Here is a 25,662-nt window from a genome sequence, read left to right on the forward strand (position 1 = left end):
GGTTAGCGATGAACGCATCTTTTGCCGGTAAGAAACTGTTAGTGGTCGGTGGGACAAGTGGAATGGGCTTCGAAACGGCGAAGCTGATCCTGAAAAACGGCGGCAGCGTGGTGCTGGTCGGTAATCGCCAGGACAAAGCCGAGCAGGCACGCCAGGCGCTGGCAGCAGACGGTCAGGTATCCATCATTGTGGCCGACCTGATGAAAGAAGAAGGCATGCAGCACGTGGTAAATTCCATTAACGCCGAACACAAAGATATCAGCCTGCTGGTGAATGCCGCCGGCGTATTCTTCCCGAAACCGTTCACTGAACACGAGATGTCTGATTACGACATGTACATGAACATTAACCGCGCGACCTTCTTCATTACCCGCGACGTGGTACGCAACATGGTTGATGCCGGCATTAAAGGCTCCATCGTCAATATCGGCTCTATGTGGGCGCAGCAGGCTATCGGTGCCACACCGTCTTCTGCCTACTCGATGGCGAAAGCCGGTCTGCACGCGCTGACCAAAAACCTGGCGATTGAGCTTGGCGAAAAAGGGATCCGCGTGAATGCCGTCTCCCCGGCCGTCGTTCATACGCCAATTTATGAAGGCTTCATTCCGAAAGACGACGTGAAGGAAGTCATGAACAGCTTCGACAGCTTCCACCCGATTGGCCGCGTGGGTACCCCGGTCGATATCGCCGAAACCGTTGCCTTCCTGCTTTCTGACAAGACTGGCTGGGTCACCGGTGCCATCTGGGATATCGATGGTGGCGTGATGGCTGGCCGGAACGGCTGAAACGCCGAGCTGGTGAAGCAGAGACCGTAGACGGCGTTGCGACCGTCGCGGCTTACAATATGGTGTCGCGTTTCCTCGTTGCCCTCGCAATCTAAAAACCGTGACGTAACCGTTTCACAGGAGATACCGTGAACAAAACCTTTCGTGCTATGCAGGTCACGTCTCCGGGCGTGCTGGAGATGGTGGTAAGACCGATGCCGGTACCAACGGCAGATGAAGTTCTCATCAAAATTGAGGCCTGTGGCGTATGCGGGGCCGATCTGCGGGATACGGAGACGCCAGCCGCAGAGGGCCAGCCTGCGCGTATTCCCGGACATGAAATTGTGGGGCGTATTACGCAGAAAGGCGATGCGGTTCCTGATATCTGGCACACCGATCAGCGGGTGGGCGTGAGCCGTCTGGGCGGTTACTGCCAGTCCTGTAAACCCTGTCGCGACGGGCTTTTTCATCTCTGCGAAAACCAGCTGACGCCGGGGCTTAGCTGTGACGGAGGCTACGCTGAATATGTGGTCATTCGCCACACCGCACTCATAGCCATTCCTTCGGCGTTGTCCTCTGTCGATGCCGCCCCAATCCTCTGCGCAGGCACCGCCACGTTCACTGCACTGCGTCAGTCTGACGCCAGAGCGGGCGACAAGGTAGCTATTCTCGGTGCTGGCGGCCTGGGCCATATGGCGATTCAGTACGCCCATAAAATGGGGTATGAAGTCATCGTGATTGCGCGCGGGGGTGAAAAAGAACGGGATGCCGTTGAGCTGGGGGCGCATCACTACATTGATGCTCTCACGGAGAACGTAACAGAACGCCTGAAAGCCCTGGGCGGCGTGAATCTTATTCTCGTTACTGCGCCTGATTCTGACGCAGTTTCCGCCCTGCTGCCAGCCCTGTCGCCAAAGGGTAAAGCGATACTGCTGGGTACCGGACGGACGCCATTGCAAATTATGCCGGGGATGATGATTGGGGCGGAACGCACTGTGACGGGCTCGTTCGTCAGTACGCCAGCGCAAACCGAACGCGCTTTACACTTCACTCAGCTGTTCCAGACCCTGCCCGTCATCGAACAAATGCCTTTTGAGCACGCCAGCGAGGCGCTCAACCGGCTAAGACAGGGGCTGGCGCGCTACCGGATTGTGCTCACAATGAACCAGGATAGCTAACCCGATGGCTGCACAACACGCGCTGCCTGTTGCATAACAAACAAATACAGAGAACCCTTATCAACAGGAGAGATCGGAACGATCGCCTCGCGTTGTCGGATGAGAGATGACAATAAACTCCACCGGTAATGCACTGTCGTTCCTGGCCTGATGTTTTGCCCCCGGCGGAATTTCAACTCCCTGCCGGGCCTTGATTTCATGTTTAACCCCTTCCAGTTCCATGGTCAGTTCCCCCTCAAGAACGTAAAAAAACTGTCTGGACACCGAGTGAAAGTGCCGCTTTTCGTGCGTATCTGGAGGCATTTTTTCATGAATAATAAGCATATCCTGCCGGTTTAACAGATACCACCCGTCGCAATTCTCACCCCAGATATAATGCTCCGCGTTCTCTTTTGAAATCATTGTCCCTCTCCTGTTTACACTCTTCGTTCAAACCTGACTAAAGCGATTACTTATTGAGCAAATGTGAAGTTCGTATATCAATTGTTGATATTAGGGAATCTATAGTTTTGTAAACGTATAGAAATTGTCAACACATGATCGTTAGGCATTTCATTTCCCATAGGGTAAGAGTCAATAACTATCATGAAGCAAAAGCTTGTATTGATCGATGAAGATTTACTGGCCAAAGGTAACGATCGCTACGTCTTCCAGCATCCACACGATAGTCAGCTGCTGATTAAAGTGGTTATTCCCGGTATTGTGAAATACAAAAGTAAAGTGCGTGAAGTCTATCGGGATGTCAAAGAGTGCAAGCCGAATAACCAAACGGACTCGCTTTATATCCAAAAGATTGAAGGCCTTGTTGAAACAAACAGGGGCGTAGGACAAGTCATTGTGAAGGAGTGCGATGAGCATAGCGATATCGCGCCAACGCTTTATCAGCTTGCGCTGAACAAAGAGCTTGATGCCGGTAAGCTGCAAAAGCTGAACGCGTTTTTAGCATGGTTTGTCACTACCGGCGTCATTATTAACTCCCTGCACTGTAAAAACATCGTCTACGCCTGGGACAGCGCGCGCCAGGAATATCGTTTCAAGGTTATTGATGGGTTCGGTGACAAAACGCTTTTTCAGCTCAGCAAGCTTTCAGGGGTCATACGCGATAAAAACAAGCTCAAATGTCTTAAGCGGATGCTCAGAGACTTGAACAGACTGCAACAGGCGTAAGCAGCCACCCCCTATAAATAGGGGGTGGCGAGCGCCTCTCATACCTTAGCTGCAATGCCTGCGGCCTCCCCCTACTCCCGCTCTTTACAACGTATCCAGAACGATTGTCTGCGCGCCCTGCCATCAATCAGAACGTTCCAATTTTGCCTTTTAGGTGCTAGAGTTTAAACAAAATGATGTCAGGATTTTTATTCCATCATACTTATCGCATGATATTTAGTGAAAAAAGGCTTATATGATCACTGTAAACTCGAATACGAAAGAACGATACAGTAAAACCATACAAAAGTTTTTAAATGACAACCACAGAGAGAACTGGTTGAATTTATATTACCATTTCTCTGCCCTGGACTATCAAAACCCCGTATTGACCCCAGCGGATCTATACCAAGAGTTATTCCATGCCGTACAACTGGCCAGAGTGTTTCCTGATGGCAAAACATTTGCTGACTGCACGGCTAAAATAGCACCCGAGCTTATTTTAGAGCAATATCGGGCAAGGTCTTCCCTTCCTGATTTCAACCTGGCACTGTTCGTTCATGAGCACTTTTACACTCCCTATGTGAACGAAAGCAATTATGTTTCCGATAGCCCGAAGTCTTTACAAAAACATATTGAAGATCTCTGGCCCATACTGACCAAGGTTTCGGTAAAAAATGAGTACTCCTCGCTGCTGGACCTCCCTTACCCGTATATCGTGCCGGGGGGCCGTTTTGGTGAGACTTTTTACTGGGATTCATACTTCGCCATGCTTGGCTTCGTCGACAGTGGCCGCCCTGATCTATTGAAAGATATGACCGATAACTTTGCATGGTTAATAGATCAGTACGGTCATATCCCCAACGGCAACAGGACCTATTTCCTTAGCCGCTCTCACCCGCCTGTTTTTTCGCTGATGTTAGAGCTGATAGAGGAAAAGGGACTCGCAAATGCTGATGATTATATTGAGCAGTTGCTAAGAGAGTACAGTTTTTGGATGGAAGGCAGTAATAAAATAGAGCCCGGCCAGGCTTTGCGACATGTTGTAGCCCTGGACGATGGGTCGATACTTAATCGCTATTGGGATGAAAGGGACAGCCCACGGGATGAGTCATGGGCCGAAGATATTGAAACGGCTAACCTAAGCGGGCGTGAACACAGGCAGGTTTATCGCGAACTGCGCTCGGCCGCAGCCTCAGGCTGGGATTTTTCATCACGCTGGCTGGATGAAACCAACTTGCTCAGTAGCATAAGAACCACCGCATTTATCCCTATAGATTTAAACGCATTTCTGTTTAATCTTGAAAGAAAAATTTCTGAAATTTTATTGAGAACGGGAAAAACCAATCAGTCCAAAGAGTTTAGATCAATCTATCTCAGGCGTAAAAAAGCTATCAATAAGCATCTGTGGGATAGCGCTTCCGGGGTATATCGCGACTATGACTGGGAGAATAAATGTTTTGGCGCGTTCTCGGCCGCGTCTCTGACGCCCTTTTTTGTAAAAATGAGCTCGGAGAAAAAAGCACACTCCTCAGCCCAGGCTGTAAGAAACACGCTGCTCACCCCTGGAGGCATTCTTAGCACCGCTTTAGATACCGGGGAGCAATGGGATAAACCCAATGCCTGGGCTCCTCTACAGTGGATGGCAGTGATTGGCTTTGAAAATTATGGCGAGAAAGAGCTGGCCCACGAAATAGCGACTAACTGGATACACACGGTTGACCAGTTTTATCAAAAACACCATAAACTGGTTGAAAAATATGACATAACTAATAAAGAAAGCCTTCCCGGCGGAGGGGGTGAATATCCGTTACAGGATGGTTTTGCATGGACCAATGGCGTTACCTATCAGCTCTTAATGAGATACAGCAATTAAATAGTGCAGTTCGTTAGCCTGGGGTTTTTGCCTAAGAGCACTTTAAGGAACAACAAATATAGTGTGATCTCGCTCGACAATTGGAACGTTCCTACTTACGTAAAAAAGGACTCGTCACTAAGATGACCAACACTTAAAACCGTCTTACTAATGTGTTGGACATTGACTATGGCTAAGAAAGCAAATATTCAAGATATTGATAAGCTTATACTTCTGGTTGGCGGCGTTGACAATATTGCAGCGGTAACCCACTGCATTACCCGGCTTCGCTTCGTTTTGAACGATGCATCCAAAGCGCAGCCGAAAGAAATTGAAGCGCTGCCGATGGTTAAGGGCTGCTTTACTAATGCCGGGCAGTTTCAGGTTGTCATTGGTACCGATGTCGATGACTGGTACCAGGTCCTGCTGAAACAAACGCAAATGACCGGCATGGATAAAGAAAGCGCTAAACGCGTTGCCCGTCAAAACATGAAATGGCACGAAAGCCTGATCTCTCATCTGGCTGAAATATTCTTTCCTCTGCTGCCAGCCCTTATCAGTGGTGGTTTGATTTTAGGTTTTCGCAATGTCATCGGCGATCTGCCATTACACAACAATGAACCCCTGATTAACGCGTCAGCGGTGTGGAAAAATATCTACGATTTCCTCTGGTTGATTGGTGAGGCGATATTCTTTTACATCCCGGTAGGTATTTGCTGGTCGGTGATGCGAAAAATGGGGGGTACACCGATACTCGGTATTGTACTCGGCATCACCCTGGTATCGCCGCAGTTGATGAATGCTTACATGCTGGGACAGCAGGTGCCAGAAATATGGGATTTTGGCCTGTTTACCATTGAAAAAGTAGGCTATCAGGCACAGGTGATCCCCTCTGTACTGGCAGCAATGGCCCTGGCGTGGTTGGAAATCAATCTTAAGCGTATTGTGCCCGACTATCTTTCACTGGTGATTGTGCCGGTCGTGTCGCTGATTATTGCTGTTTTTCTGGCCCATACCCTTATCGGTCCCTTTGGCCGAATCATCGGCGATGGCATCGCGTGGGGCGTCAGCCATCTGATGACGGGTCCTTTCGCACCTATCGGTTCAGCGCTGTTTGGTTTCCTGTATGCGCCGCTCGTGATCACCGGTGTACATCAGACCACGCTGGCAATCGACCTTCAGCTTATCCAGAACATGGGTGGCACACCGGTCTGGCCGATCATTGCCCTCTCTAATATGGCGCAGGCCTCCGCCGTCCTCGGCATCATATTAATCAGTAAAAAAACAAACGAGCGTGAAATTTCCGTTCCCGCCGCCGTCTCTGCCTACCTCGGCGTCACCGAGCCCGCAATGTATGGCATCAACATGAAGTATCGCTTTCCGATGCTGTGCGGCATGGTGGGTTCCAGCTGCGCCGGTCTGGTCTGTGGTCTCTTCGGCGTAACCGCCAGTGGCATCGGCGTCGGTGGTTTACCGGCGATCCTCTCAATACAAACGCGTTACTGGTCTGTCTTCGGCGCGGCAATGATGGTTGCCATTGTGATCCCACTGGTGCTGACCATCGCTATCTACAAGAGAAAACAGGCTTCAGGCAAGCTTCTGGTTGTTTAATAGAGGAACAATGGACACATGAAAAATGATATCCACTGGTGGCAAAACGGCGTTATCTACCAGATCTACCCACGCAGTTTTCAGGACAGTACAGGAAACGGCATCGGTGATATCAATGGTATCACCCGTCGCCTGGATTACCTGCAGTGGCTGGGCGTCAGCGCCATCTGGCTGACGCCAATCTACTCTTCGCCCCAGATAGACAATGGCTATGACGTTGCGGACTATTACGATATCGATCCTCTGTTCGGCACCATGGAAGATTTCGACAATCTGATTGCGGCCGCCCATGAACGGCAGATAAAAGTGGTTATGGATATGGTGTTTAACCATACCTCCACGCAGCATGCCTGGTTCAAATCGGCCGCCGGCGATCGCCTGAGCCCTTGGCGCGATTTTTATATCTGGCGCGACGGAAAAGGAGCCCTGCCACCTAATAACTGGCACTCAAAATTTGGTGGAAGCGCGTGGCAGTGGCATGAAGAGAGCCAGCAATACTATCTGCACTCTTTTTCCCCTGAGCAGGCCGATCTCAACTGGGAGAATCCGGACGTGCGTAACGCGTTAAAAGCGGTATGTCACTTCTGGGCGGATAAAGGGATCGACGGACTGCGGCTGGATGTCATTAACCTGGTGTCGAAGCATCCCGATCTTCCGGACGATCACGAAGGAGACGGCCGTCGCTTCTACACCGACGGCCCCGCCATTCATGATTTTCTGGAAGAGATGAGCCGGGATGTTTTTCAACCCCGCGGGCTAATGACGGTCGGCGAAATGTCATCCACACAGCTGGCTCACTGCCAGCGTTACGCTCGGCTGGATGGCAAAGAGCTGTCGATGACCTTTAATTTTCACCATCTTAAAATAGATTATGATGAGGGCAAAAAGTGGAACCGCGGTACGCCAGATCGCGTTCATCTGAAAAAGATATTTGCAGAGTGGCAGCGCGGCATGCATGGCCTGGCATGGAATGCGCTCTTCTGGTGTAATCACGATCAGCCACGCATCGTCTCCCGCCTGGGTGACGACGGCCCCCTGCGTGAGGTTTCTGCAAAAATGCTGGCGATGGTATTACATGGTATGCAGGGCACGCCTTATATTTTTCAGGGTGAAGAGATCGGGATGACCGATCCGCATTTTAAGCATATCGATCACTATCGCGATGTAGAAAGCCTTAATATTTATCAAACCCTTATTGCAGGGGGTATCTCTGAGGAGCACGTTCTGGCAATCCTGGAGAAGAAGTCACGTGATAACAGCAGAACGCCCGTGCAATGGGACAATAGCGTTAACGCAGGCTTCACCAGCGGTAAAAGCTGGATTGACGTAGCAGGCAACTATGATGTCATTAACGTTGAGCAGGAACGGTTGAATGAACAATCCGTTCTGAATACCTATCGCCGTTTAATTGCGCTGCGAAAAAGCCTGCCTGTATTGACGCTTGGCGATTATACCGATATGGATCCGCTGAGTGAGCGCATCTGGTGCTATAAACGAGAGGATAAAGATAATAGCTTATTGGTGCTGGCTAATCTCACACCTGATACAGTCGCAATTGATGACTATTTTGGCGAGGAAGAACGCTGGCGTCTACTGTACGGTAATTATGATAGCACTCAGAATAGCGTAGATTCACTGCGTCCTTATGAATGCATGTGGTGGATAAAATAACCCGCTTTCACAAAGAGTAATGCCGACGTCTATTTAATGATACACGTCGGTAGTCACTACGTTCACTAGACAACAAACTGACAGGGAATGACAATTTTTTTCTTTTCGACATTCCCGTTTAACAGAGCGATCAGGAGCTGTATGGCCTCGCGACCCGCATCCGGATAGCCCAGCCTGACTGACATGACCTCTGGAAATAAAAAGCTCAGCAGCGGAATGCTCCCGATACTGCCTATCTCAAGATTAAAACGCTTTTCACGTATAAATTTGATCGCGCCGAGGGCGATGGTATCCGTCGCGCAGATCAGTGCGCGAGTGTCTGCATTCACGATCTCCGCCGCCAGTTGATAGCCGCTCTGATAGGTTAAATTTCCCAGGGCTGCGCGGGGGGTAAAACCGAACTGTTCACATCCCTGGAGATAGGCCTGGTAACGTTCGCTGCCTGTGGTTTTATCTTTCTCCGCGACGCCAATAAAACTCATGTTCTCAGCGCCGTTGTGCACCATACGCTGCATCAGCATTCGCACCGCGCCAGCGCCATCATAACGAATTCGGGGAAATCCAGAGAGTTCGCTTTCGATAAGTACCACTCTGCCTTTCCACTGTCTGAGCATGGGGCTCGCGATCCCGGTGAAACCAAAAACAATGACGCCTTCAACCTGCCGGTTTTCCAGTACCTTCAGGTGTTCTTCAAGCCGTTCCGGTTGTAGCAACGTTTCCATAATCAGCGCATCATATCCATGCTGATAAACGTGAGGCAAAATGGTCTGGACGGCCTGGTTCTCTGAAGCCGAATCGAGGCGTGTCACAATAATACCGATGATTTTTTCACGCTGGCCGCGCAGAGACTGCGCGGCTTTTGAAGGCGTGAAACCATACTGTTGGATAACGGACTGGACGTGGTCAAGCGTGGATTTTTTGACTTTAGGGCTGTTATTGATGACAAGTGAAACCGTGGATTTACTTACGCCACTCAGTTTTGCAATATCATTCAGAGTGAGTTTCTTACCTTCCATACCTGCTCCACACCTTAGCTTTTCTATCTTTCGCCAATCTTAACGCATTACCCGGTCTTAAAGCTTGCCCATATGCAAAATGTGCCCATATGCGCGCTGTTTCATCGCTAATCCGGATCCTGCTGAAACAGGGGCTATGTCAGGCCACCTTTACGCCTGGTCACTTACCTTTAATAATCGGCAGATCTGACCATCGGGTCGTGTAGCGCGGCGAGAGCATCTCGCGCTTCATCTGCCACGCCTGCTGGATCCCCTGCCCGGCAAAATAGAGCGTCCCCTGCCCGCGTTTTTTGTTCAGCTCGTCCAGCACCGCCATCAGCGCATCGCTGCCCGGACGCGGCGCGTTAGCGTCAAAAAGATCGAGCTGCGCCACGCCCTGGCTGTAGAAATCCCCGAGCATGACGCCCGCCTTCTGATAGCGGTGGCCCTCGCGCCAGATGGTGTCCAGACAGCATGTCGCGGCGTGGATAATATCCCGGCTGTCCTGGGTGGGCGTCAGCAGCTTCACCATCGCGCTGTTGCCGTAGTAAGGCTCCCCAGCGGCAAAAGGAGAGGTTTTCACAAAGGCCGAGATGACGCGGCAGTATTGATGCTGGCCGCGCAGCCTGGCCGCTGCCCGCGAGGCGTAGGTGCAAATGGCCTGCCTGACCGATTCATAGTCCGCTGTACGCTCGCCAAAGCTGCGGCTGCAAAGAATCTCCTGCCTGGCAGGGACAAACTCATCGAACGCCAGGCAGGACTCGCCCCGCAGCTCGCGCACCGTACGCTCCATCACCACACTGAACTGCTTGCGGATAAAACGGATATCGCTGTCGGCAAGCTGCAGTACGGTTTTGATCCCGTGCGCATTTAGCGCTTTCGCAAGGCGTCGCCCAATGCCCCATACCTCATCCACCGGCAGCCGCTCCATCAGCCGCCGCTGGCGATCGACGTTAGAGAGATCCACCACGCCGCCCAGCTGCGGCCAGCGCTTGGCGGCATAGTTAGCCAGCTTGGCCAGGGTTTTGGTCTGCGCAATCCCCACTCCGACTCTCAGGTGGGTCTCACGCCACAGCGTGTTGCGGATCTCCTGGCCAAACTCCTCCAGCACCCGGCAGTTACGCACCCCGGAGAGATCGCAGAACGCTTCGTCAATGGAGTAGACGTCCACGCGCGGGCAGAGCCTCTCCAGCGTGCCCATAACCCGGCGGCTCATGTCAGCGTAAAGCTCATAGTTGCTGCTAAAGCAGGTGACACGGTGGGCACGAAACAGATCCCGCTGCTTGAAGAACGGCGCGCCCATGGTGATGCCCAGCTTTTTCGCTTCCGCGCTGAGGGCGATCACGCAGCCGTCGTTATTGCTGAGCACCACCACCGGCTTGCCTTGCAGATCGGGCCGGAAGACCGTTTCACAGCTGGCATAGAATGAGTTCACATCCACCAGGGCGAACATGATTCAGCACGTGAATTTGATTATGTGCGTCACGACGCCGAAGATTTCGAGCGCCTCTTCACTGCCGATGCGGATGGGCATATAGCGGGGGTTGCGGGGGTTAAGCTGGACGGTGGGGCGAAGCTGAAGCTCTTTAACGGTAAATTCACCGTCGACGGCGGCGATAACAATATCGCCATGTGCGGCGGTTCGGGCGCTATCGACGACCAGCAGATCGCCCTCGTTGATGCCGCCGTCGATCATCGAGTCCCCCGCCGCCTTGACGAAATAGGTCGCATTGGGGTGGTGGATCATCAGTTCGTTTAAGTCGAGACTCTGCTCCACATAGTCCTGCGCCGGCGAGGGAAAACCGCACGGCACAACATCGCCAAAGAGAGGAAACGCGAGAACTTCGCGCAGCTCAGCGGGCTTATAAAATGTTAAACTCACGGACGTCACCTTATTATAATATCTACTGTGTATTTATACAGTAGATTTATATGATGCCGTGATCAAGTGGCTTAAGTAAATGCCTGTCGCCACGTGTGTAATTATTAATAATAAAAATTATTACTTATCAAAAGGTTAAAGGATATGTAAATTTTTTATTTTTGTATTCAATCGCTTGTTTTATATGCGTACTGCATTTAAAACCTCCCCTCTGGCGGTCACGGCGGCGGGTGCTGGCGATGACTGTTGATAGCTAAGTTCCGGGTAAAGCTTACTCATCATACCGAGGCGGCTCCCGTATTCGGCTTGCGCATTAAATGTCCGCTTTTGGCACTACACTGACCACGCCCATGATAAAGACTATCATGGAGCAGTAATCACTCTATAAACTGAGTGTTGTCATTAACAATGGGGCCAGGTCGGTAGTTATCATGCATTTTATTCAGAGTTTGATGAGTTTTATTGAGGGAAACAGGGTGCTGTCGGTCAGCGTCAGTCTGCTGTTGCTGATTATGGCCGGGATGGTCACTCACCTGATCTGCAAATTTTTCATCGTCAAAGTGATCAGAAAGGTCTTTTTCAGCAGCCATAAACAGGACGTTCCTCTGGATAAAGATGTACGCCTCTCTCAGAAGCTGTCGAATTTTGTGCCTGTGATTGTGGTCTACAATTTCCTGCAGTTTATGCCAGGCCTGCCTGAAAATCTGAAAGTTGCAATTCAGACCATTTGCGGCATTCTGTTTTTTGTCTATCTGTCGATCTTCTTCAATGAAGTGCTGGAGATTGTTAACAACTCCTATTCGCGCAAATCTAAGCGCAAGAATCACTCGATAAAAGGCTATATCCAGATTGGTAAAATTTTGGTGCATATTATCGCCGCGATAATGATTCTGGCGATTATGTCCAACAAGTCACCGGCGATTATTATCTCTTCGCTGGGTGCGGTCGCCGCGGTGTTAATGCTGATCTTCCAGCATACCCTGCTGTCGCTGGTGGCTAATATTCAGCTCTCGTCCAACGATGTGCTGCAGCTGGGCGACTGGATTGAGATGCCGGATAGAAATATCAGCGGCGAGGTGATCGATATTGCGTTGCATACCATCACTATCCGCAACTGGGATAACACCATTTCACGTATCCCGACCAAGAATTTCCTCACCGAGACCTACACCAACTGGCAGGCGATGTTCTCTTCGGGCGCGCGTCGTATCATGCGCAGCTTTTATCTTGATCAGAAGTCTATCACCTTTGTGAATCAGGAGATGTTGCAGGCGATAAGCCAGATCCGCATCGCAGGCGAATCTATCACTGAGCTGCTGGATGGACGTGATATCAGCGCGGTCGGCGACCGCTGGTTTATGGAGAACGGCATTACCAACCTTATGGTGTTCCGTAAGTTTCTGACCGCCTGGCTGGCCCAGCGTGAGGATATTAAAAAAGAGATGTATATCGTGGTGCGTCCGCTGAAGCCGTCACCGGATGGCTTGCCGGTGGAGATCTACTGCTTCACCTCATCTATTTTCTGGAGCGATTATGAAAATACCCAGGCGGCGATTTTTGAATATATCTATGCGATGGCCCGCCACTTTGAGCTGCAGATTTACCAGCACCCGGCAGGATCCGACTTTGCCCGGCTGGCACAGCCGCGAGTAGAGAGTGACGATGCCAGGTCTGGTGGTCCGCAGTAATCTGACTCACGGTGGCGCTCCTGGCGCCGCCTGAAGAGCGTCGCGCACCGTATTTAAAAACCTACCGCCTGGCCGTCGCGGCGGCTGTCGCTGGCAATAACATAGCCATCGCTGCCCTCCGTCGTCAGTTTCCAGATAAACTGGCCTGAACCAAAGTCCATATACGGGTCGTTAAGCGAGGTAAAACGATGCCCGCGCTGACCCAGCTGCTCCGCCACGCCCTGATGAAAACCGACCTCCAGGTCGAGCGAGAAATCGCGGTTTACCTTCCAGCGCGGCGCATCGCAGGCGGCCTGCGGCTGCTGCTGGTAGTCCAGCATCCGTACCAGCGTCTGAACGTGCCCCTGCGGCTGCATATCCCCGCCCATGACGCCAAAGCTCATCTGCGGCTGACCGTCTTTAGTGAGAAAGCCAGGGATGATGGTATGGAATGGCCGCCTGCCCGGTGCGACCACGTTGGCGGAGCGTGGATCGCTGGAGAACCCCGCCCCTCGATTTTGCAAACTAATGCCGTACTCCGGCACCACCACGCCCGAGCCAAAGCCCATATAGTTCGACTGAATAAATGACACCATCATGCCGCTTTCGTCGGCAGTAGTGAGATAGACGGTGCCGCCGCTGGCGGGCATACCCGATAGCGGCTGGCTGGCCCGCGCCGGGTCGATCAGCCTGGCGCGTTCGGCCAGATAGCTGTCATCCAGCATCTGCTCAGGAGTGATATCCATAGAGCGCGGATCGCCGACGTATTTATAGATATCGGCAAAGGCCAGCTTCATCGCCTCAACCTGCAGATGCTGCGACGCGACGCTGTCCAGCGGCAGGCTGGCAAGGTCGAAATGCTCAAGGATCCCCAGCGCGATCAGGGCGGCAATGCCCTGACCGTTAGGCGGCAGCTCGTGAACGTCGTAACCGCGATAGCGACGGCTCACCGGCGTGACCCATTCGGGGCGATATCCGGCAAGCTCGGCAAGCGTTAGCGGCACGTCGCTTTGGGCAGCAAAGCGGACAATCGCCTCTGCCGCCTCACCTTCATAGAATGCACGCGCGCCCTGGTCGGCGAGCAGACGCAGCGTGCGGGCGGCGGCGGGCATGACAAACTTCTCGCCAATATCCGGTGCGCGGCCGTTGGGCATAAAGGTGGCGGCAAAGCCCGGCTGATCCTGAAGCAGCGGCACGGCGGCGTGCCACTTACGCGACACCATCGGCGCAATGGTCACACCTCGCTCGGCAAGATCGATAGCTGTTTCCAACAGCTGGTGAAACGGTAGCTTGCCGAAGCGCTGATGTAGCGCCTCCCAGGCGGCGACGGCCCCTGGAATAGTCACGCTGTCCCAGCCGCGCACGGGCCGTCTGGCATAGCCTTGCGCATCCACGCCGTAGCGCCGGGCAAACCAGTTGGTATCCCAGTGCGAGGGCGCGGTGCCGGAGGCGTTCAGGCCGTGTAGCTGCTGACCGTCCCAGACCATGGCGAACGCATCGCTGCCCAGCCCGTTGGAGACCGGCTCGACGATAGTCAGCGTCGCCGCTGCCGCAATGGCCGCATCTACCGCATTACCGCCGTTTAACAGAGCCTGATTGCCAGCGTGAGCCGCCAACGGGTGCGATGTCGCCACCGCGTTACGCGCGAACAGCGGCGTGCGCGTGGTCAGGTAGGGGTTATGCCAGTTAAATTTCATGCTCGCATCTCCTTGTCGCTTGCCGTCGCCAGATAGCGCTCCGCCTCTGCGCGCAGCGCCTGTTTATCTACTTTGTTCGTACCCGCTAACGGGAAGCTGTCGGTAAGCCAGATATGGCGGGGGTGCAAATAGGCAGGACCGTGGGTTAGCGTCCAGGCCTTGATCTCCTCCGGCCTGGCGACGCTGTCCTCCCGAGGAATAATCCAGGCTACCGGCTTGCTGCCTTTAATCTCATCGTTTACCGCCACGACGCACGCCTGCTGGACGGCAGGATGCTGCTCCAGCAGCTTTTCCACTTCGCCGGGATAGATATTCTCACCGCCGCAGACGAACATGTCGTCGCGTCGCCCGATAAAGGTGTAGAAGCCATGTTCATCGCGCATGAATACGTCGCCGGAGATGTAATAGCCATCGTCGGTGAACGGCGCGGAGACGTCCGGGCGCTGATGATACCCCTGCATCAGCGCCGGGCTTTTCATCTCCAGTACGCCGTGGTCGCTAAGCTGCCCCTGCTCGTCGCGAAGCCGCAGCGAGACCGCCGGATGGGCATAGCCGTTGGACTGCAATGGCGCGGTGCGTCCCTGCGGGTGGGGACCAAAGACAATCGGGCCGCCTTCCGTGGTGCCGTAGGCGTTGATGACCCGCGCATTGGGCCAGATCTGACGAATTTGATTGAATAACCCTTCGTTAACCGGCGCAGATCCCATACGCACAACCCGCACCGATGAGAGATCGCTCGCAGCAAGCAGCGCCTGCTCTTTCATCATCATCGCGATCATCGGCGGCACGGCGGTGATCCAGGTGCAGCGGTAGCGGGCAATAGCGGCAATGTACTCTCGCACCCGGAACTGCGGCAGCAGGATAGTGGTGACACCGCTGGCAAGCGTCAGCAGCGCCAACGCCAGGGCGTTCATATGGTAAAAGGGGGCGGCGATCAGCACCCGCTGGTCCACCAGCTCGTTGGCCGCCAGCCGCGTCTCCACCACCCAGCGGTGGCTGGCATGGGTGAGACGAACCCCTTTCGGCATCCCGGTGGAGCCGGAGGTATAGAGCAGCATCGCCAGCGAGTCTGCCTGCGGCGTAAAAACATCGTAGTCGGTAACCGACGCAAGCGTCACCAGCTCGCTGAAGCCCCACCGGCTGCGCGTGGCGGCGAGGCTGGCCAGCAGCGTATCATCGCCCATCACCAGACGCGCGTCGCAGTCGTCGAGAATGCTCTCCAGCGTCGCTGGCGGAAATTTGATGCTAATCGGCACGGCGACCAGCCCCGCTCGCAGGATGCCTAAAAAAGCGGTAATAAACGCAATGGAGTTACGCCCGAGCAGCGCGATACGTTCGCCCGGCACATAGCCACGGGCCCGCAGCGCCGCGCCTACCGCGTTGGCCTGAGCGTCAAGTTCACCAAAGGTGATGGTGTTCTCCCCTTCCCCCTGCGGCATGATAAAGGCGGGCAGCGGGTTGTGCCGAGCCGCCAGGGGCAGCGCCCCCAGATTAGTGATAGTCATAGCCTGAACTCAAGTAGGGTGTGTATGGCGGGCATGGCGATCAGCAGCCGTCCCGGTCGTTGATGCAGCGGCAGCCCGGCGTTACGCGCCGCCTGAATCAGCATCGACGCATTGCCGCCGCGAAAGTGGATAGCCGTAAACTGGCTGGGGCGGCTCTCGTCCACGCTGACCAGACCGGCGGAATCATCACGCCAGGCGGAGGGCGTCAGCAATTGCAGCTGAAAAGCCGGATCGGGCGCGCCGAGCTGCTGCCACGCCTGCGCCTCCTGCTCGACGTTCTGGCTCACAACGGTTAACGCCTCGATCCCCGCAACGCCATTGGCGTGGGAGAGCCAGGGGGCGCGCCACACCCACTCCGGGGTGTGATGCTGGCAAAAATAGACCCTTCCCGCCGCAAAGCTGCCGGCTGCGAGACGTACCGTGCTGAAACGCGCCTCGCCCCGCTCGCCGTCGGCTGCTACCTCGCGGGAAAAGTGCTGGACCGGCTGCACCGTGAATCCCTGCTCGCGCAGCTGCCGCGCGGTTGCGGCGGCATCCGTACTGCGAAACACCACGCCGTCGATACCGCGCGGGCTGTCCAGCAGCTCCTGACGGATCCGCTCCCCGTGACGCGGGAGTCCGATAAGCTCTAAATAGTGGCCGTTGAACATCACCAGCTGGTTCATCGATCCGAGCGAGTGATGGCTCTCCGGCGTCAGGGTGAAGCCCAGCGCGGCAAAAAGATCCCGCGTGGCTTCCAGCGCAAAATGGTTATTAATCACCAGGTGATCGAAGACCAGTGGCATGGACGGCTCCTCAGGCGGCAGGCATGGCGTACAGGCCACGGCCGCTCGCCACCAGCCGATCTTCGCTGTCATAGACCCATGCCTCCGCGCTGGAGACCTGCTTGCCCACTTTGATGACTTTACCTGTTATTCGCAGGTCGCCGCGCGCTGGACGGTGATAGTCGACTCGAATATCCAGCGTTGGCACGCCTTTCCCGGTATAGGCTACCAGCGCCCAGTCGGCGGTCAGATCGACCAGCGCCGCCAGAATGCCGCCGTGGATATACCCTCCCGCAGGGTTGACCACCCACTCGTCGCGAAAACGCGCCGTCAGGGTGATTTCGCCTTTTGCCACCGCCTGCACCTCAAGCCCCAGCCACTGGTGATAGGGACCCTTCAGCAGTTTTTCCTGCACGTCCTGCGCGCTTAATGCAACAATCTCGCTCATCTGCTTATCCTTATGGTGTCACAATCACTTTGCCTAAGACTTCACGGTCGCGGATCAACCGCAGCCCTTCCGCCGCCTGCTCCAGCGGCAGCTCACGGTCGATGAGCGGTTTAATGTCGCCCTGCGCCACCAGCGTCAGCAGCGCTTCCAGATCCTCGGTGTAGAAGCTGTTGGAGCCTTTGATGTTGAGCTCAAAGCTCCAGACGTAGCGCAGATCTTCCGCTGGGTCGTAGCCCGCCGTCGCACCGCAGACCAGCAGCGTGCCGCCGCGTTTTAAGCATTTGAGCGAGGGACGCCAGGTGTCGCCGCCGGTGAAGTTAATCACCACGTCCACGCCGCCCTCATAGTTACGGCGCTGGGGTTTGCCGTAGCGGCCAATTGCCCAGCGGGAGAAATCTTCTTCGCGATAGTTAACGACGTGATCGGCACCCAGCGCGAGCAGCGCCTCGCCCTTCTCCGCGCTGCCGACGCAGGCGATAACTTCCGCGCCGAGCTTTTTCGCCAGCACCACGCAGGCGGTGCCCACACCGCCGCTGGCACCGAGGATCAACACCCGGTCGCCCTGTTTGATAGTGTCATGGGTGACCAGCATGCGGTGCGCCGTGCCGTAGGCCACCGGCAGCGCCGCCGCCTGGGCGAAGGTGGCCGCTTCCGGCAGCGCGATAAGCTGCATGGCGTCCACCAGAGCATATTCCGCCATGCCGCCGTCGGTCATTTCGCCCATCAGCCCCACGCCGGGCTTCAGCGGATTGATCAGCACGCGGTCGCCCACCTTCCAGCCCGTCACGTCGTCAGCTATCTCATCGATGACGCCAGCAAGATCGAGGCCCGGCACCACCGGCAGCGGCACCTTAATGCCCGGCATGCCGTTAACGGTAAAGACGTCGTGATAGTTAAACGCGGAGGCTTTCACCCGCACGATGGCGTGGCCTGGCTGCAACGTCGGGCGCGGTTTGTCGGCTACAACGGACAGATTGTCCAGGCTGCCGTGCTGGTTAAGCACCAGCGCTTTCATGGTCTGACTCACGGTTATCTCCTGTTATTTTATTGATGCCGATGCCTTGTACGCCGCGTCGTCGTAGAGACTCTCCGGCACGTCGCCTTTCACGGTGCCGCTGGCGACAAAGACCTGGTGTTGACGCTTAAGGGTGGCGATATCCGCCGGTTCAAAGGTGACGCGGTTCATGCTGTCCCAGCGGCTGAAATAGACTTCAGCCTCACGCTGCGGCAGGTTGGCGTTTTTCTGCAGCAGCGAAACCACCTCCTGCTGATGAGCCTTACCCCACGCCAGGGTGTCACGCAGCGCGGCGATAACCCGCGCTACCGTTTCCGGGTGCTGTTCAATCAACTCACTGCGCACCGCGCCGACGCCGATATAGGGTACGGCGTCGCTATGGGTCAGCTTTTTCCACTCATCGGCAAAGCTACCAAGCGGCGTCACTTTCAGCTCGTCCAGTTGCTCAATAGTCAGCGAACGTAGCGCGGCGGCATCGACCTGCTTTTGCACCAGATACTGGGCAAGGCGCGATTCATTGCCGCCAATCAGCTGGAAATCATTGGGGGCGATCTGGTTGTTACCCTGTAACAGCGTGGCGGCGATCACCGCCACCGACGACCCGGCAGGCGACATGCCGATTTTTTTACCCTTGAGCTGGTTCAGCGAGGTAATAGGTGAGCCCTGCGGCACAACAAACTGCACGTCGGCAGGTTGCGTGGCGGCAAAGATTTTGATCGGTACCCCTTCGGCCGCGCTGCTGAAGACCCCTGCCAGCGGCGCGCCGAACGCTAAATCTATGGATCCTGACGCCAGCGCTTTGATGGGTGCATTGACGTCCGGGAAGTGAACGAACTCAGCATCAATGCCGCGCTTAGCCAAAAAGTCCTTATTTTCCAGTACGGTGCCGTAGCCCAGGCTGACGCCGCTGCTCCAGTAGCCAATGCGGACCTTTTCAGCCGCCGCAGAATTCAGGGCGAAGAGAGCCCCGGCAGCCAGGGTGGCCACCTTTAACCAGTTTTTCATCTGTTATTCCTGTGTGTGTGATTTCCAGCGAAAGAGGTGGCGCTCCAGCGGCTTAAGCAAACCGCCTTCCAGCAGCAGCATCAGCGAGACCAGCAGCAGCGTCCAGGCGAAGACCTGATCTGTCTGCACCAGATCGCCCGCCTGGCGCAGTCGGTAGCCAATTCCGTCCGATGCGCCCAGCGTTTCCGCCACCAGCGATACGCGCCAGCCAAAACCAAACGCCAGCCGCGCGCCCGAAAAAAAGTAAGGCAGAATGGTGGGTAAATAGATTTTGAGCAGCGTCTGCACGCGGTTCATACGGAAACTGCGCGCCAGCTCCACGTACTGTCGTTCGACCGTTTGCGCCCCCTGCCAGACGTTGGTCAGGATCAGCGGCATTGAGGTCATAAACACCACGAAGACGGTGGTCGCGTTAGAGATGCCAAACCAGATAATGGCGAATATCGCCCAGATGGCCGACGAGACGGTGTTAAACACCGCCAGCAGCGGCTCGAAAAACTGCGCTAGCCTGCGGCTTGCCCCGAGCGCCAGCCCGGCCAGCGTTCCTACCACCGTAGCCAGTAAAAAGCCGCTGAATACCCGTGAGAAGGTCACGCCAATGTCGTGTAGCAGCGTATCGTTGCGCCACAGCATCAGCAGCGCGTTAAAGGTCTTCTCCGGCCCTGGGAGGACAAAAGCAGGCATATTGCGTGCCGCCAGCAGCCACAGTAAGAAAAAGGCCGCCAGCAGGATCAGGCGCTGGACAATAAGGGAGAGCACTCTCCTGGACTTATGCATCTAGACCTCCATCCGCAGCAGACGGACCTTCTCGGCCACGTCGCGGCTGGTGGGCAAACGGGGACGCGGCAGAGTCACGGTCACAAACTGCTTAATGCGTCCCGGATTGGGTTGCAGAATGACAATGCGGTCGGCGAGGATCACCGCCTCCTCGACGTCATGGGTAACCATCACCACCGTCATATTCTTAAGCTGGCGAATACGCAGCAGCTCGTCGTGCATGGCGCTGCGGGTCTGCGGATCAAGTTTGGAGAACGGCTCATCCATCAGCAAAATCTGCGGCTCTGCCACCAGGCTGCGCGCCAGGGCGATGCGGCTGCGCATCCCGCCCGAGAGCTGGTGCGGCCACTTATCCCCCACCTGCGCCATGCCCACCAGTTGCAGAGCGGCCTCGACGCGACGCTGACGCTCTGCGCGCGACAGGGCGCTATTCTCCAGCGCGAAGTTGACGTTCTGGCGCACCGTGCGCCACGGCAGCAGTCGGTCCTCCTGAAAGAGATAGGCCACCTGCCGCCACTGGCTGAACTGCGCCACCGCCTCACCCTGCAGGACGATGTCGCCGTTGTCAGCCGGCAGCAGGCCGGAGATGATATTCAGCAACGTGCTTTTTCCGCAGCCGGAAGCGCCGAGCAGCGCGACGATCTCCCCTGGATAAACGCTAAGTGAAATCGCTTTCAACACCTCTTGCGTGCCGAAATGTTTGCCGACCTGCTGGAGCGCGATCGCTGGCGCAGCGGCGGCAGGCAGCTCTTCAAGAAGGGCGCTCATGAGAAAGCTCTCCTCTCCTGAACGGGCAGCAGCGTACCGTCCGACGTTAACGTGGCGTAGATTTTTTCCAGCGTCATCGCCTGGAAGGTCTCAATATGCCGGCGGGCGATAAACTCCACCCGTTTGCGGTCGCCCTCGATAAAGGCGTCGATCATGGCGTTATGGTCGTGGCGAATTTCCGGCTTGGTACGCTGAACGTTGAACCCCAGCGCCACCAGCCGCGCCATCTCATCCATCAGGGTAGAGAGCGTGCGCAGCAGATGCTGATTGCCCGCCGCCTCGGCAATAGCCAGATGAAAACGCTTGTTGGCATTCATAAACACATCAATGCGCGTAGGGAGCGGCGCGGCGACCTCTACCCGGCAGTCCGCCTCTAGCCGCTTAAGCAGGTCGATATCCACTTTGCCGACGGCAAGACGCGCCGCCAGCGGCTCAAGCTGCACGCGCAGGGTGAAGATCTCCTCTACATCCTGGAGGGTGATGGGCGCGATGCGGTAGCCTTTACGCGGGCGGGATTCGATAAGGTATTCATGGCTGAGCCGCGCCAGCGCCAGTCGGCAGGTGCTTTTACCCAGCTGGTAGCGCTCCATCAGCTCGGATTCAGTCACCAGCGATCCCGGCATCATGCGACAGGTCAGAATGTCGCGGCGGATCGCATGGTAAGCACGTTCGCCTAAAGATAAAGATTCCGTCACAGCACTCCCCTTAGCCGCTTATCTCACCACAGTGAGCTTCTCACAGCGTCGCCTTGATGCTCTTAGTGAGGCCATTCTGGGGTAGGTTTGCGTCGGGTTCTAATAATTAAAACAGCAATGTAAAACTGAAAAAAGCATCAACTGAGCTGCTCAGTGCGCGGATAAGGGCGTATCAGCAGCCAGTGACCTGAACGGCGAGCGCCGCTGCCGCTGGGCTGCCCAGATTAGCTCTCTCTTGCATACCGTTAGCGCAATATGTTCGTTTTGCATGAGGGTGGCCTGCTCTACCTTGAGCGCCTCTGTTTCGTCATCATCAGGAAGCCCTATGCGAGTAAAGTATCTGCTGTTGTCACTCACGTTTGCCGGCGTCGCTCAGGCGCAGGCCCTTGATGAAGTGACCGTGGCTCTGGCCATTCCTCCCGCCGTCCACGACGGGGCCCCCTATGCGGCCGCACAAGAGCTGGGGTTGTTCAAAGAACAAAATCTCGACGTTAAGCTGCTGGTGTTTCAGGGGGCGGGCGCGCTGCTGCCCCAGGTCGCCAGCAAGCGTGTAACCTTCGGCTATCCAGTCTCGGAGCCGGTAATTTCCAGCTATTTCAGCGGCAAAAATCCGCTGCCGCTGCGCTACTTCTATAACGGCACGCCAAACCAGACGCTGGAGTATACGGTGCTGGCGGACTCACCCATTAAAACCCTTGCCGATCTCAAAGATAAGAAGATCGGCGTCGGCGCGCTGACATGGGGCACCCTGCCCAACAGCCGGGCCGCGCTTAGGGTTGCCGGGCTGGAGCCGGGCAAGAACGTTGAGTTCGTGGCGGTCGGCGCGCTGGGCTCCGGCTTCCAGGCGCTGCGCAGCGGTAAGGTGGATGCGCTCAACTACAACAGCAGCTGGGGCGATATTTTTGAGTTTACCGGCACCAAAATCCGCCGTATCGCCTACCCGGCGGTATTTCAGGAGAACCCCGGCAACGGTTTTATCGCTCATCAGGATACCTTCAAAGAGGATCCAGACTTAATCCGCCGCTTTGGCCGCGCCTATACCGAGGCGCAGTACGTCTGTGAAATCAACCCGACTTTCTGCGTACAGGCCTTCTGGCGACAGCATCCGGAGAGCAAGCCCGCGAACGCCGATGGCAAGGTCCTGACCGAGGCGACGACGCTGCTTACCCGCCGCCTGCAGCGCACGCTTTACCGACCGGACGGCACGCGCCGCCAGCCAGGCGAGTATGACCTCGCGGTGATCCAGCAGGCCATTGGCGCGATGGCGAAACAGGGGGAGTTCCCCAGCGCAAACGTGCCGGTGGCAAAGATCTTCTCTAACGAGTTCGTTACGGCGTTTGACGATTTTGATAAAGATGCCCTGCGCAAGCGGGCGGAGGCGGCAAAATGAGTATGACACTGCATATTGATATGGCTGACGGGCCAATCGATCGGCCGCGAAGCATCACTGCCAGCGGACTGGCGCGTGGCGTTGCCCGGCTCACAGCGTCGTTTACCCATCCGGACGGCAGCATCTGGCAAAGCCGTGCCGCGTTTGCCATCGCTGAAGACGGTGCGCTGGACGTTGCCACCGCTGTACCGCTGGAGGGTAGCTGGCAGGACACAGAGCCTATGGCTCCTGTCTGGGCGCTGCGCCAGGTTTCCGCGCCTGTTGACCCTAAGCTGTCCGACAGCACCGAACCGCGACGGATCGCACTGCATCTTGTGGATGCCGCAGGCAAAGAGGCGCAGACCACTATCGTGCAGCATCTTGTTGCCCCCGGCGTTACGCGCCGCGAGGTACGCGAGGGCGATCTTTCCGGCACCCTCTTCACCCCGCCGGGAGAGGGCCCGCATCCGCTGATTGTGCTGCTGAACGGCTCCGGCGGTGGGACGCCTGAGTCGCGTGCCGCCCTGTTTGCCTCCCACGGCTACGCGGCGTTTGCCCTGGCTTATTTCAAAGCGCCTGGCCGCCCGGAGTACATTTCCGCTACCCCGCTGGAGTATTTTGAGCAAGCGCTGGCGTGGGCCGCCCGTGAGCTTCAGCCGCGCGCCGGGTTTATCGCGGTCGCCGGACACTCTCGCGGCGGCGAACTGGCCCTGCTGCTGGCCTCGTCCTTCCCCGAACGTATCAGCGCCGTAATTGGCTATGTGCCAAGCGCGGTGATCCACGGCACGCTGCGCGCTGGCCGTCCGGACGAGCCGCGCGACGCCACCGCCTGGATATGGCGCGGCGAGCCGCTGCGCAATATCTGGCACAATAATCCTGATGCGGACTGGCATGCGTTTGACCCCCCTTCCGCCCCGGACGTCCCCCTCCGTCAGGCTCCGGCATTTTTAACGGTAGAGCGCAACGCGGAATTCACCGCGGCGGCGCGTATTCCGGTGGAGCGCATTGCCGGGCCCGTGCTGGTGATCTCCGGCTCTGATGATGGCTTCTGGCCGTCGGAAGCGTATTGCGATCGCATTAAGGCCGATCTGGTGGCACGGGAACACCCCTGGCCGGTTGAGCATGTGCATAACGCCGGGGCCGGGCATGCCATCGGCTTTCCGTTTGTCCCGACCACTGACATCGCTAAAGTGCATCCGGTGGCGGGGGTCGCCATCGACGGCGGTGGAACGCCGGTTGCAAACGCCCGGGCCAACCGTAGAAGCTGGGAGTGGGTGCTGGCGTTTCTTGCCGCCGCGCGGGCAGAGCACGAGGCACAAACATGAGCGCTGCGCTGGAGCTGCGCGGGACGAGCCTGACCTATACCACGCGCCGGGGAGAGATCGAGGCGCTGGGCAGCGTTGACCTGCGGGTGGCAGACGGTGAGTTTGTGGCGCTGCTGGGGCCATCCGGCTGCGGTAAATCGACCATTCTTAAGCTCGCCGCCGGGTTGATGCCGCCCTCATCGGGCCAGGTTCTGCTGGCGTCTGAAGCAGTGAACGGACCGGGCCGCCATGCGGGTGTAGTGTTTCAGAAACCCAACCTGCTGCCGTGGAAAAGCGTTCTCAATAACGTCCTGCTGCCGGCCCGTACGCTGGGGTTGCCCAAAGGCCCGGCCCGGCAGCGCGCTCTCGAACTGCTTGCGCTGGTGGGTCTTGCGCCCTTTGCCAACGACTATCCGTTCGAGCTTTCCGGTGGAATGCAGCAGCGCGTCGGCATCGCCAGGATGCTGCTGCACGATCCGCAGCTGCTGCTGATGGATGAGCCGTTCGCGGCGCTGGACGCGCTGTCGCGGGAGACGCTGATGCTGGAGCTACAGCGCATCTGGGAGCAGCAGCGCAAGTCGGTGCTGTTTATTACCCACTCGATTCAGGAAGCGGTATTTCTGGCCGACCGGGTAGTGGTGATGTCGCCGAGGCCGGGCCGAATTGTCGAAGAGCTAGCGATTTCCCTGCCGCGCCCGCGCACGCTGGAGACGCTAGGGGACGCGAGGTTTATGGCCCTGTGCCAGCATTTACGGAGGTATTTTACTCATGCGTAGACTTCAACCGCTGATCTACCCGCTGATTAGCCTGGCGGTGCTGGTATTTATCTGGGACATGGCCGTGCGTCTGTTTGCTATTCCCGACTATCTGCTGCCCTCGCCCGGCGCGGTATTCGGCGCGCTGGCCAGCGGCTTTCAGGATAACAGCCTGTGGCCGCATATTGCGGTCACGCTGGGCGAGACGCTTAGCGGCTTTGCCATCGGCAGCGTGCTGGCGATTACGCTGGGTGTGGCGCTGGCGGAGTCACGCACCTTTGAGCGGTTCGTCTACCCGCTGCTGGTGGCACTGCAGGCCACGCCTAAGGTGGCGCTGGGGCCGATCATTCTGGTGTGGTTTGGTTTTGGCACCCTGTCAAAGGTGGTGCTGGTCACTCTGGTCTGCTTTTTCCCGCTGTTTGTGAATACCGTCAACGGTATTCGCCGCGCCGATCCAGAGCTGCTGGACGCCTGCCGCGCCTTTTCCGCCTCACGCGGGTATTTACTCTTCCATGTCAAACTCCCCTCGGCGGCGAGCGACATTTTCGCCGGATTGCAGATTGGCGTTGCGCTGGCGCTGATTGGCGCGGTGGTAGCGGAGTTTCTCTCGGCGCAGAGCGGGCTTGGCTATCTGATCGCGGCAAGCTCGGTCAGCATGAGTATGGCGACCATGTTCGCAGGCGTGTTTTTGCTGGCCCTGATTGGGCTGTGCGGCGCAGAGCTGGTGCGCTGGCTGCAGCGGCGACTCCTCTTCTGGGAGGCCGAGGCCGTGCATCGCCGCAGACGGTAGA

General features: G+C 56.4%; 24 protein-coding genes and 1 pseudogene. 11 read left to right on the forward strand and 14 right to left on the reverse strand.

Going from position 1 to position 25,662, the window contains the following annotated elements; genetic code table 11:
- Positions 1–8: 8 nt before the first annotated feature.
- Both NR795_RS06915 and NR795_RS06920 read left to right on the forward strand, forming a co-directional pair.
- Entirely contained in the window at positions 9–785 is a 777-nt protein-coding gene (locus tag NR795_RS06915) for an SDR family NAD(P)-dependent oxidoreductase (protein ID WP_257757681.1), read from the forward strand.
- A 128-nt stretch (positions 786–913) separates the two neighbouring features.
- A complete protein-coding gene (locus NR795_RS06920) occupies positions 914–1,942 on the forward strand; it encodes a zinc-binding dehydrogenase (protein WP_257757682.1) in 1,029 nt (342 codons plus the stop codon).
- 60 nt (positions 1,943–2,002) lie between these two features.
- Here NR795_RS06920 and NR795_RS06925 read toward each other — a convergent pair whose 3' ends face one another.
- Positions 2,003–2,344, reverse strand: a complete 342-nt coding sequence (locus NR795_RS06925; RefSeq protein ID WP_257757683.1) for a cupin domain-containing protein — start codon at positions 2,342–2,344, stop codon at positions 2,003–2,005.
- Between the two features lie 183 nt (positions 2,345–2,527).
- Between NR795_RS06925 and NR795_RS06930 the strand changes: the two genes are divergently transcribed.
- From NR795_RS06930 to treC, 4 genes are all read left to right on the forward strand, one after another.
- On the forward strand, positions 2,528–3,109 hold the full coding sequence (locus tag NR795_RS06930) for a PhoP regulatory network YrbL family protein (protein WP_257757685.1): 582 nt from the start codon (positions 2,528–2,530) through the stop codon (positions 3,107–3,109).
- A 235-nt stretch (positions 3,110–3,344) separates the two neighbouring features.
- Complete coding sequence (gene treF, locus NR795_RS06935; protein WP_144815350.1) at positions 3,345–4,964, forward strand: alpha,alpha-trehalase TreF; 1,620 nt, start codon at positions 3,345–3,347, stop codon at positions 4,962–4,964.
- A gap of 168 nt (positions 4,965–5,132) precedes the next feature.
- Positions 5,133–6,554 carry a PTS trehalose transporter subunit IIBC gene (gene treB / locus NR795_RS06940; RefSeq protein WP_144815347.1) on the forward strand — a complete coding sequence of 474 codons (1,422 nt, stop codon included), beginning with the start codon at positions 5,133–5,135 and terminating at the stop codon, positions 6,552–6,554.
- An 18-nt stretch (positions 6,555–6,572) separates the two neighbouring features.
- Positions 6,573–8,225, forward strand: a complete 1,653-nt coding sequence (gene treC / locus NR795_RS06945; RefSeq protein ID WP_257757686.1) for an alpha,alpha-phosphotrehalase — start codon at positions 6,573–6,575, stop codon at positions 8,223–8,225.
- Positions 8,226–8,290: 65 nt separating this feature from the next.
- Here the strand turns inward: treC and treR are convergent, their stop codons facing one another.
- From treR to NR795_RS06965, 4 genes and pseudogenes are all read right to left on the reverse strand, one after another.
- Positions 8,291–9,241, reverse strand: a complete 951-nt coding sequence (gene treR, locus NR795_RS06950) for a trehalose operon repressor TreR (RefSeq protein ID WP_144815340.1) — start codon at positions 9,239–9,241, stop codon at positions 8,291–8,293.
- A 160-nt stretch (positions 9,242–9,401) separates the two neighbouring features.
- Positions 9,402–10,673: a Y-family DNA polymerase gene (locus NR795_RS06955; RefSeq protein WP_257757687.1), complete on the reverse strand. Its 1,272-nt coding sequence runs from the start codon at positions 10,671–10,673 to the stop codon at positions 9,402–9,404.
- A 3-nt stretch (positions 10,674–10,676) separates the two neighbouring features.
- Positions 10,677–11,102: a translesion error-prone DNA polymerase V autoproteolytic subunit gene (locus tag NR795_RS06960; RefSeq protein ID WP_222887835.1), complete on the reverse strand. Its 426-nt coding sequence runs from the start codon at positions 11,100–11,102 to the stop codon at positions 10,677–10,679.
- Between the two features lie 243 nt (positions 11,103–11,345).
- A pseudogene (locus tag NR795_RS06965) lies at positions 11,346–11,426 on the reverse strand (hypothetical protein); the annotation flags it as partial.
- A 107-nt stretch (positions 11,427–11,533) separates the two neighbouring features.
- Here NR795_RS06965 and NR795_RS06970 point away from each other — a divergent pair.
- The gene (locus NR795_RS06970) at positions 11,534–12,790 is read left to right on the forward strand and encodes a mechanosensitive ion channel family protein (protein WP_144815332.1); all 1,257 of its coding nucleotides are present in this window, start codon (positions 11,534–11,536) and stop codon (positions 12,788–12,790) included.
- Between the two features lie 53 nt (positions 12,791–12,843).
- Here the strand turns inward: NR795_RS06970 and NR795_RS06975 are convergent, their stop codons facing one another.
- Genes NR795_RS06975 through NR795_RS07015 form a run of 9 tightly spaced genes read right to left on the reverse strand, consistent with a single transcriptional unit; the run spans position 12,844 to position 21,443 of the window.
- A complete protein-coding gene (locus NR795_RS06975) occupies positions 12,844–14,466 on the reverse strand; it encodes a gamma-glutamyltransferase family protein (protein WP_257757688.1) in 1,623 nt (540 codons plus the stop codon).
- Positions 14,463–15,971: a class I adenylate-forming enzyme family protein gene (locus tag NR795_RS06980; RefSeq protein WP_257757689.1), complete on the reverse strand. Its 1,509-nt coding sequence runs from the start codon at positions 15,969–15,971 to the stop codon at positions 14,463–14,465. The genes NR795_RS06975 and NR795_RS06980 overlap by 4 nt, the downstream gene beginning before the upstream one ends.
- Positions 15,968–16,828 (reverse strand): VOC family protein, encoded by an 861-nt coding sequence (locus NR795_RS06985; RefSeq protein ID WP_257757690.1) that lies wholly within the window; start codon positions 16,826–16,828, stop codon positions 15,968–15,970. Before NR795_RS06985 ends, NR795_RS06980 begins: the two co-directional genes overlap by 4 nt.
- Complete coding sequence (locus tag NR795_RS06990) at positions 16,767–17,183, reverse strand: PaaI family thioesterase (RefSeq protein ID WP_144815321.1); 417 nt, start codon at positions 17,181–17,183, stop codon at positions 16,767–16,769. The genes NR795_RS06985 and NR795_RS06990 overlap by 62 nt, the downstream gene beginning before the upstream one ends.
- 10 nt (positions 17,184–17,193) lie before the next feature.
- Positions 17,194–18,210: a zinc-binding dehydrogenase gene (locus NR795_RS06995; protein ID WP_257757691.1), complete on the reverse strand. Its 1,017-nt coding sequence runs from the start codon at positions 18,208–18,210 to the stop codon at positions 17,194–17,196.
- Positions 18,211–18,222: 12 nt separating this feature from the next.
- Positions 18,223–19,203 carry an ABC transporter substrate-binding protein gene (locus NR795_RS07000; protein ID WP_257757693.1) on the reverse strand — a complete coding sequence of 327 codons (981 nt, stop codon included), beginning with the start codon at positions 19,201–19,203 and terminating at the stop codon, positions 18,223–18,225.
- Between the two features lie 3 nt (positions 19,204–19,206).
- Positions 19,207–19,980, reverse strand: coding sequence for an ABC transporter permease (locus NR795_RS07005; protein WP_257757694.1), 774 nt, complete (start codon positions 19,978–19,980; stop codon positions 19,207–19,209).
- The gene (locus NR795_RS07010; RefSeq protein ID WP_257757696.1) at positions 19,981–20,748 is read right to left on the reverse strand and encodes an ABC transporter ATP-binding protein; all 768 of its coding nucleotides are present in this window, start codon (positions 20,746–20,748) and stop codon (positions 19,981–19,983) included. It lies immediately after the preceding gene.
- Positions 20,745–21,443 (reverse strand): GntR family transcriptional regulator, encoded by a 699-nt coding sequence (locus NR795_RS07015; RefSeq protein WP_257757698.1) that lies wholly within the window; start codon positions 21,441–21,443, stop codon positions 20,745–20,747. Before NR795_RS07015 ends, NR795_RS07010 begins: the two co-directional genes overlap by 4 nt.
- Before the next feature lie 325 nt (positions 21,444–21,768).
- Here NR795_RS07015 and NR795_RS07020 point away from each other — a divergent pair, with 325 nt between their 5' ends.
- Genes NR795_RS07020 through NR795_RS07035 form a run of 4 tightly spaced genes read left to right on the forward strand, consistent with a single transcriptional unit; the run spans position 21,769 to position 25,661 of the window.
- Entirely contained in the window at positions 21,769–22,833 is a 1,065-nt protein-coding gene (locus tag NR795_RS07020; protein WP_144815305.1) for an ABC transporter substrate-binding protein, read from the forward strand.
- The gene (locus NR795_RS07025) at positions 22,830–24,137 is read left to right on the forward strand and encodes an acyl-CoA thioesterase/bile acid-CoA:amino acid N-acyltransferase family protein (protein WP_257757699.1); all 1,308 of its coding nucleotides are present in this window, start codon (positions 22,830–22,832) and stop codon (positions 24,135–24,137) included. The genes NR795_RS07020 and NR795_RS07025 overlap by 4 nt, the downstream gene beginning before the upstream one ends.
- Positions 24,134–24,892 carry an ABC transporter ATP-binding protein gene (locus NR795_RS07030; RefSeq protein ID WP_257757700.1) on the forward strand — a complete coding sequence of 253 codons (759 nt, stop codon included), beginning with the start codon at positions 24,134–24,136 and terminating at the stop codon, positions 24,890–24,892. The genes NR795_RS07025 and NR795_RS07030 overlap by 4 nt, the downstream gene beginning before the upstream one ends.
- A complete protein-coding gene (locus NR795_RS07035; protein ID WP_144815294.1) occupies positions 24,885–25,661 on the forward strand; it encodes an ABC transporter permease in 777 nt (258 codons plus the stop codon). Before NR795_RS07030 ends, NR795_RS07035 begins: the two co-directional genes overlap by 8 nt.
- Position 25,662 lies beyond the last annotated feature (1 nt).

The organism is Pseudescherichia sp. L3, assembly GCF_024656065.1.
Lineage (GTDB): Bacteria > Pseudomonadota > Gammaproteobacteria > Enterobacterales > Enterobacteriaceae > Pseudescherichia.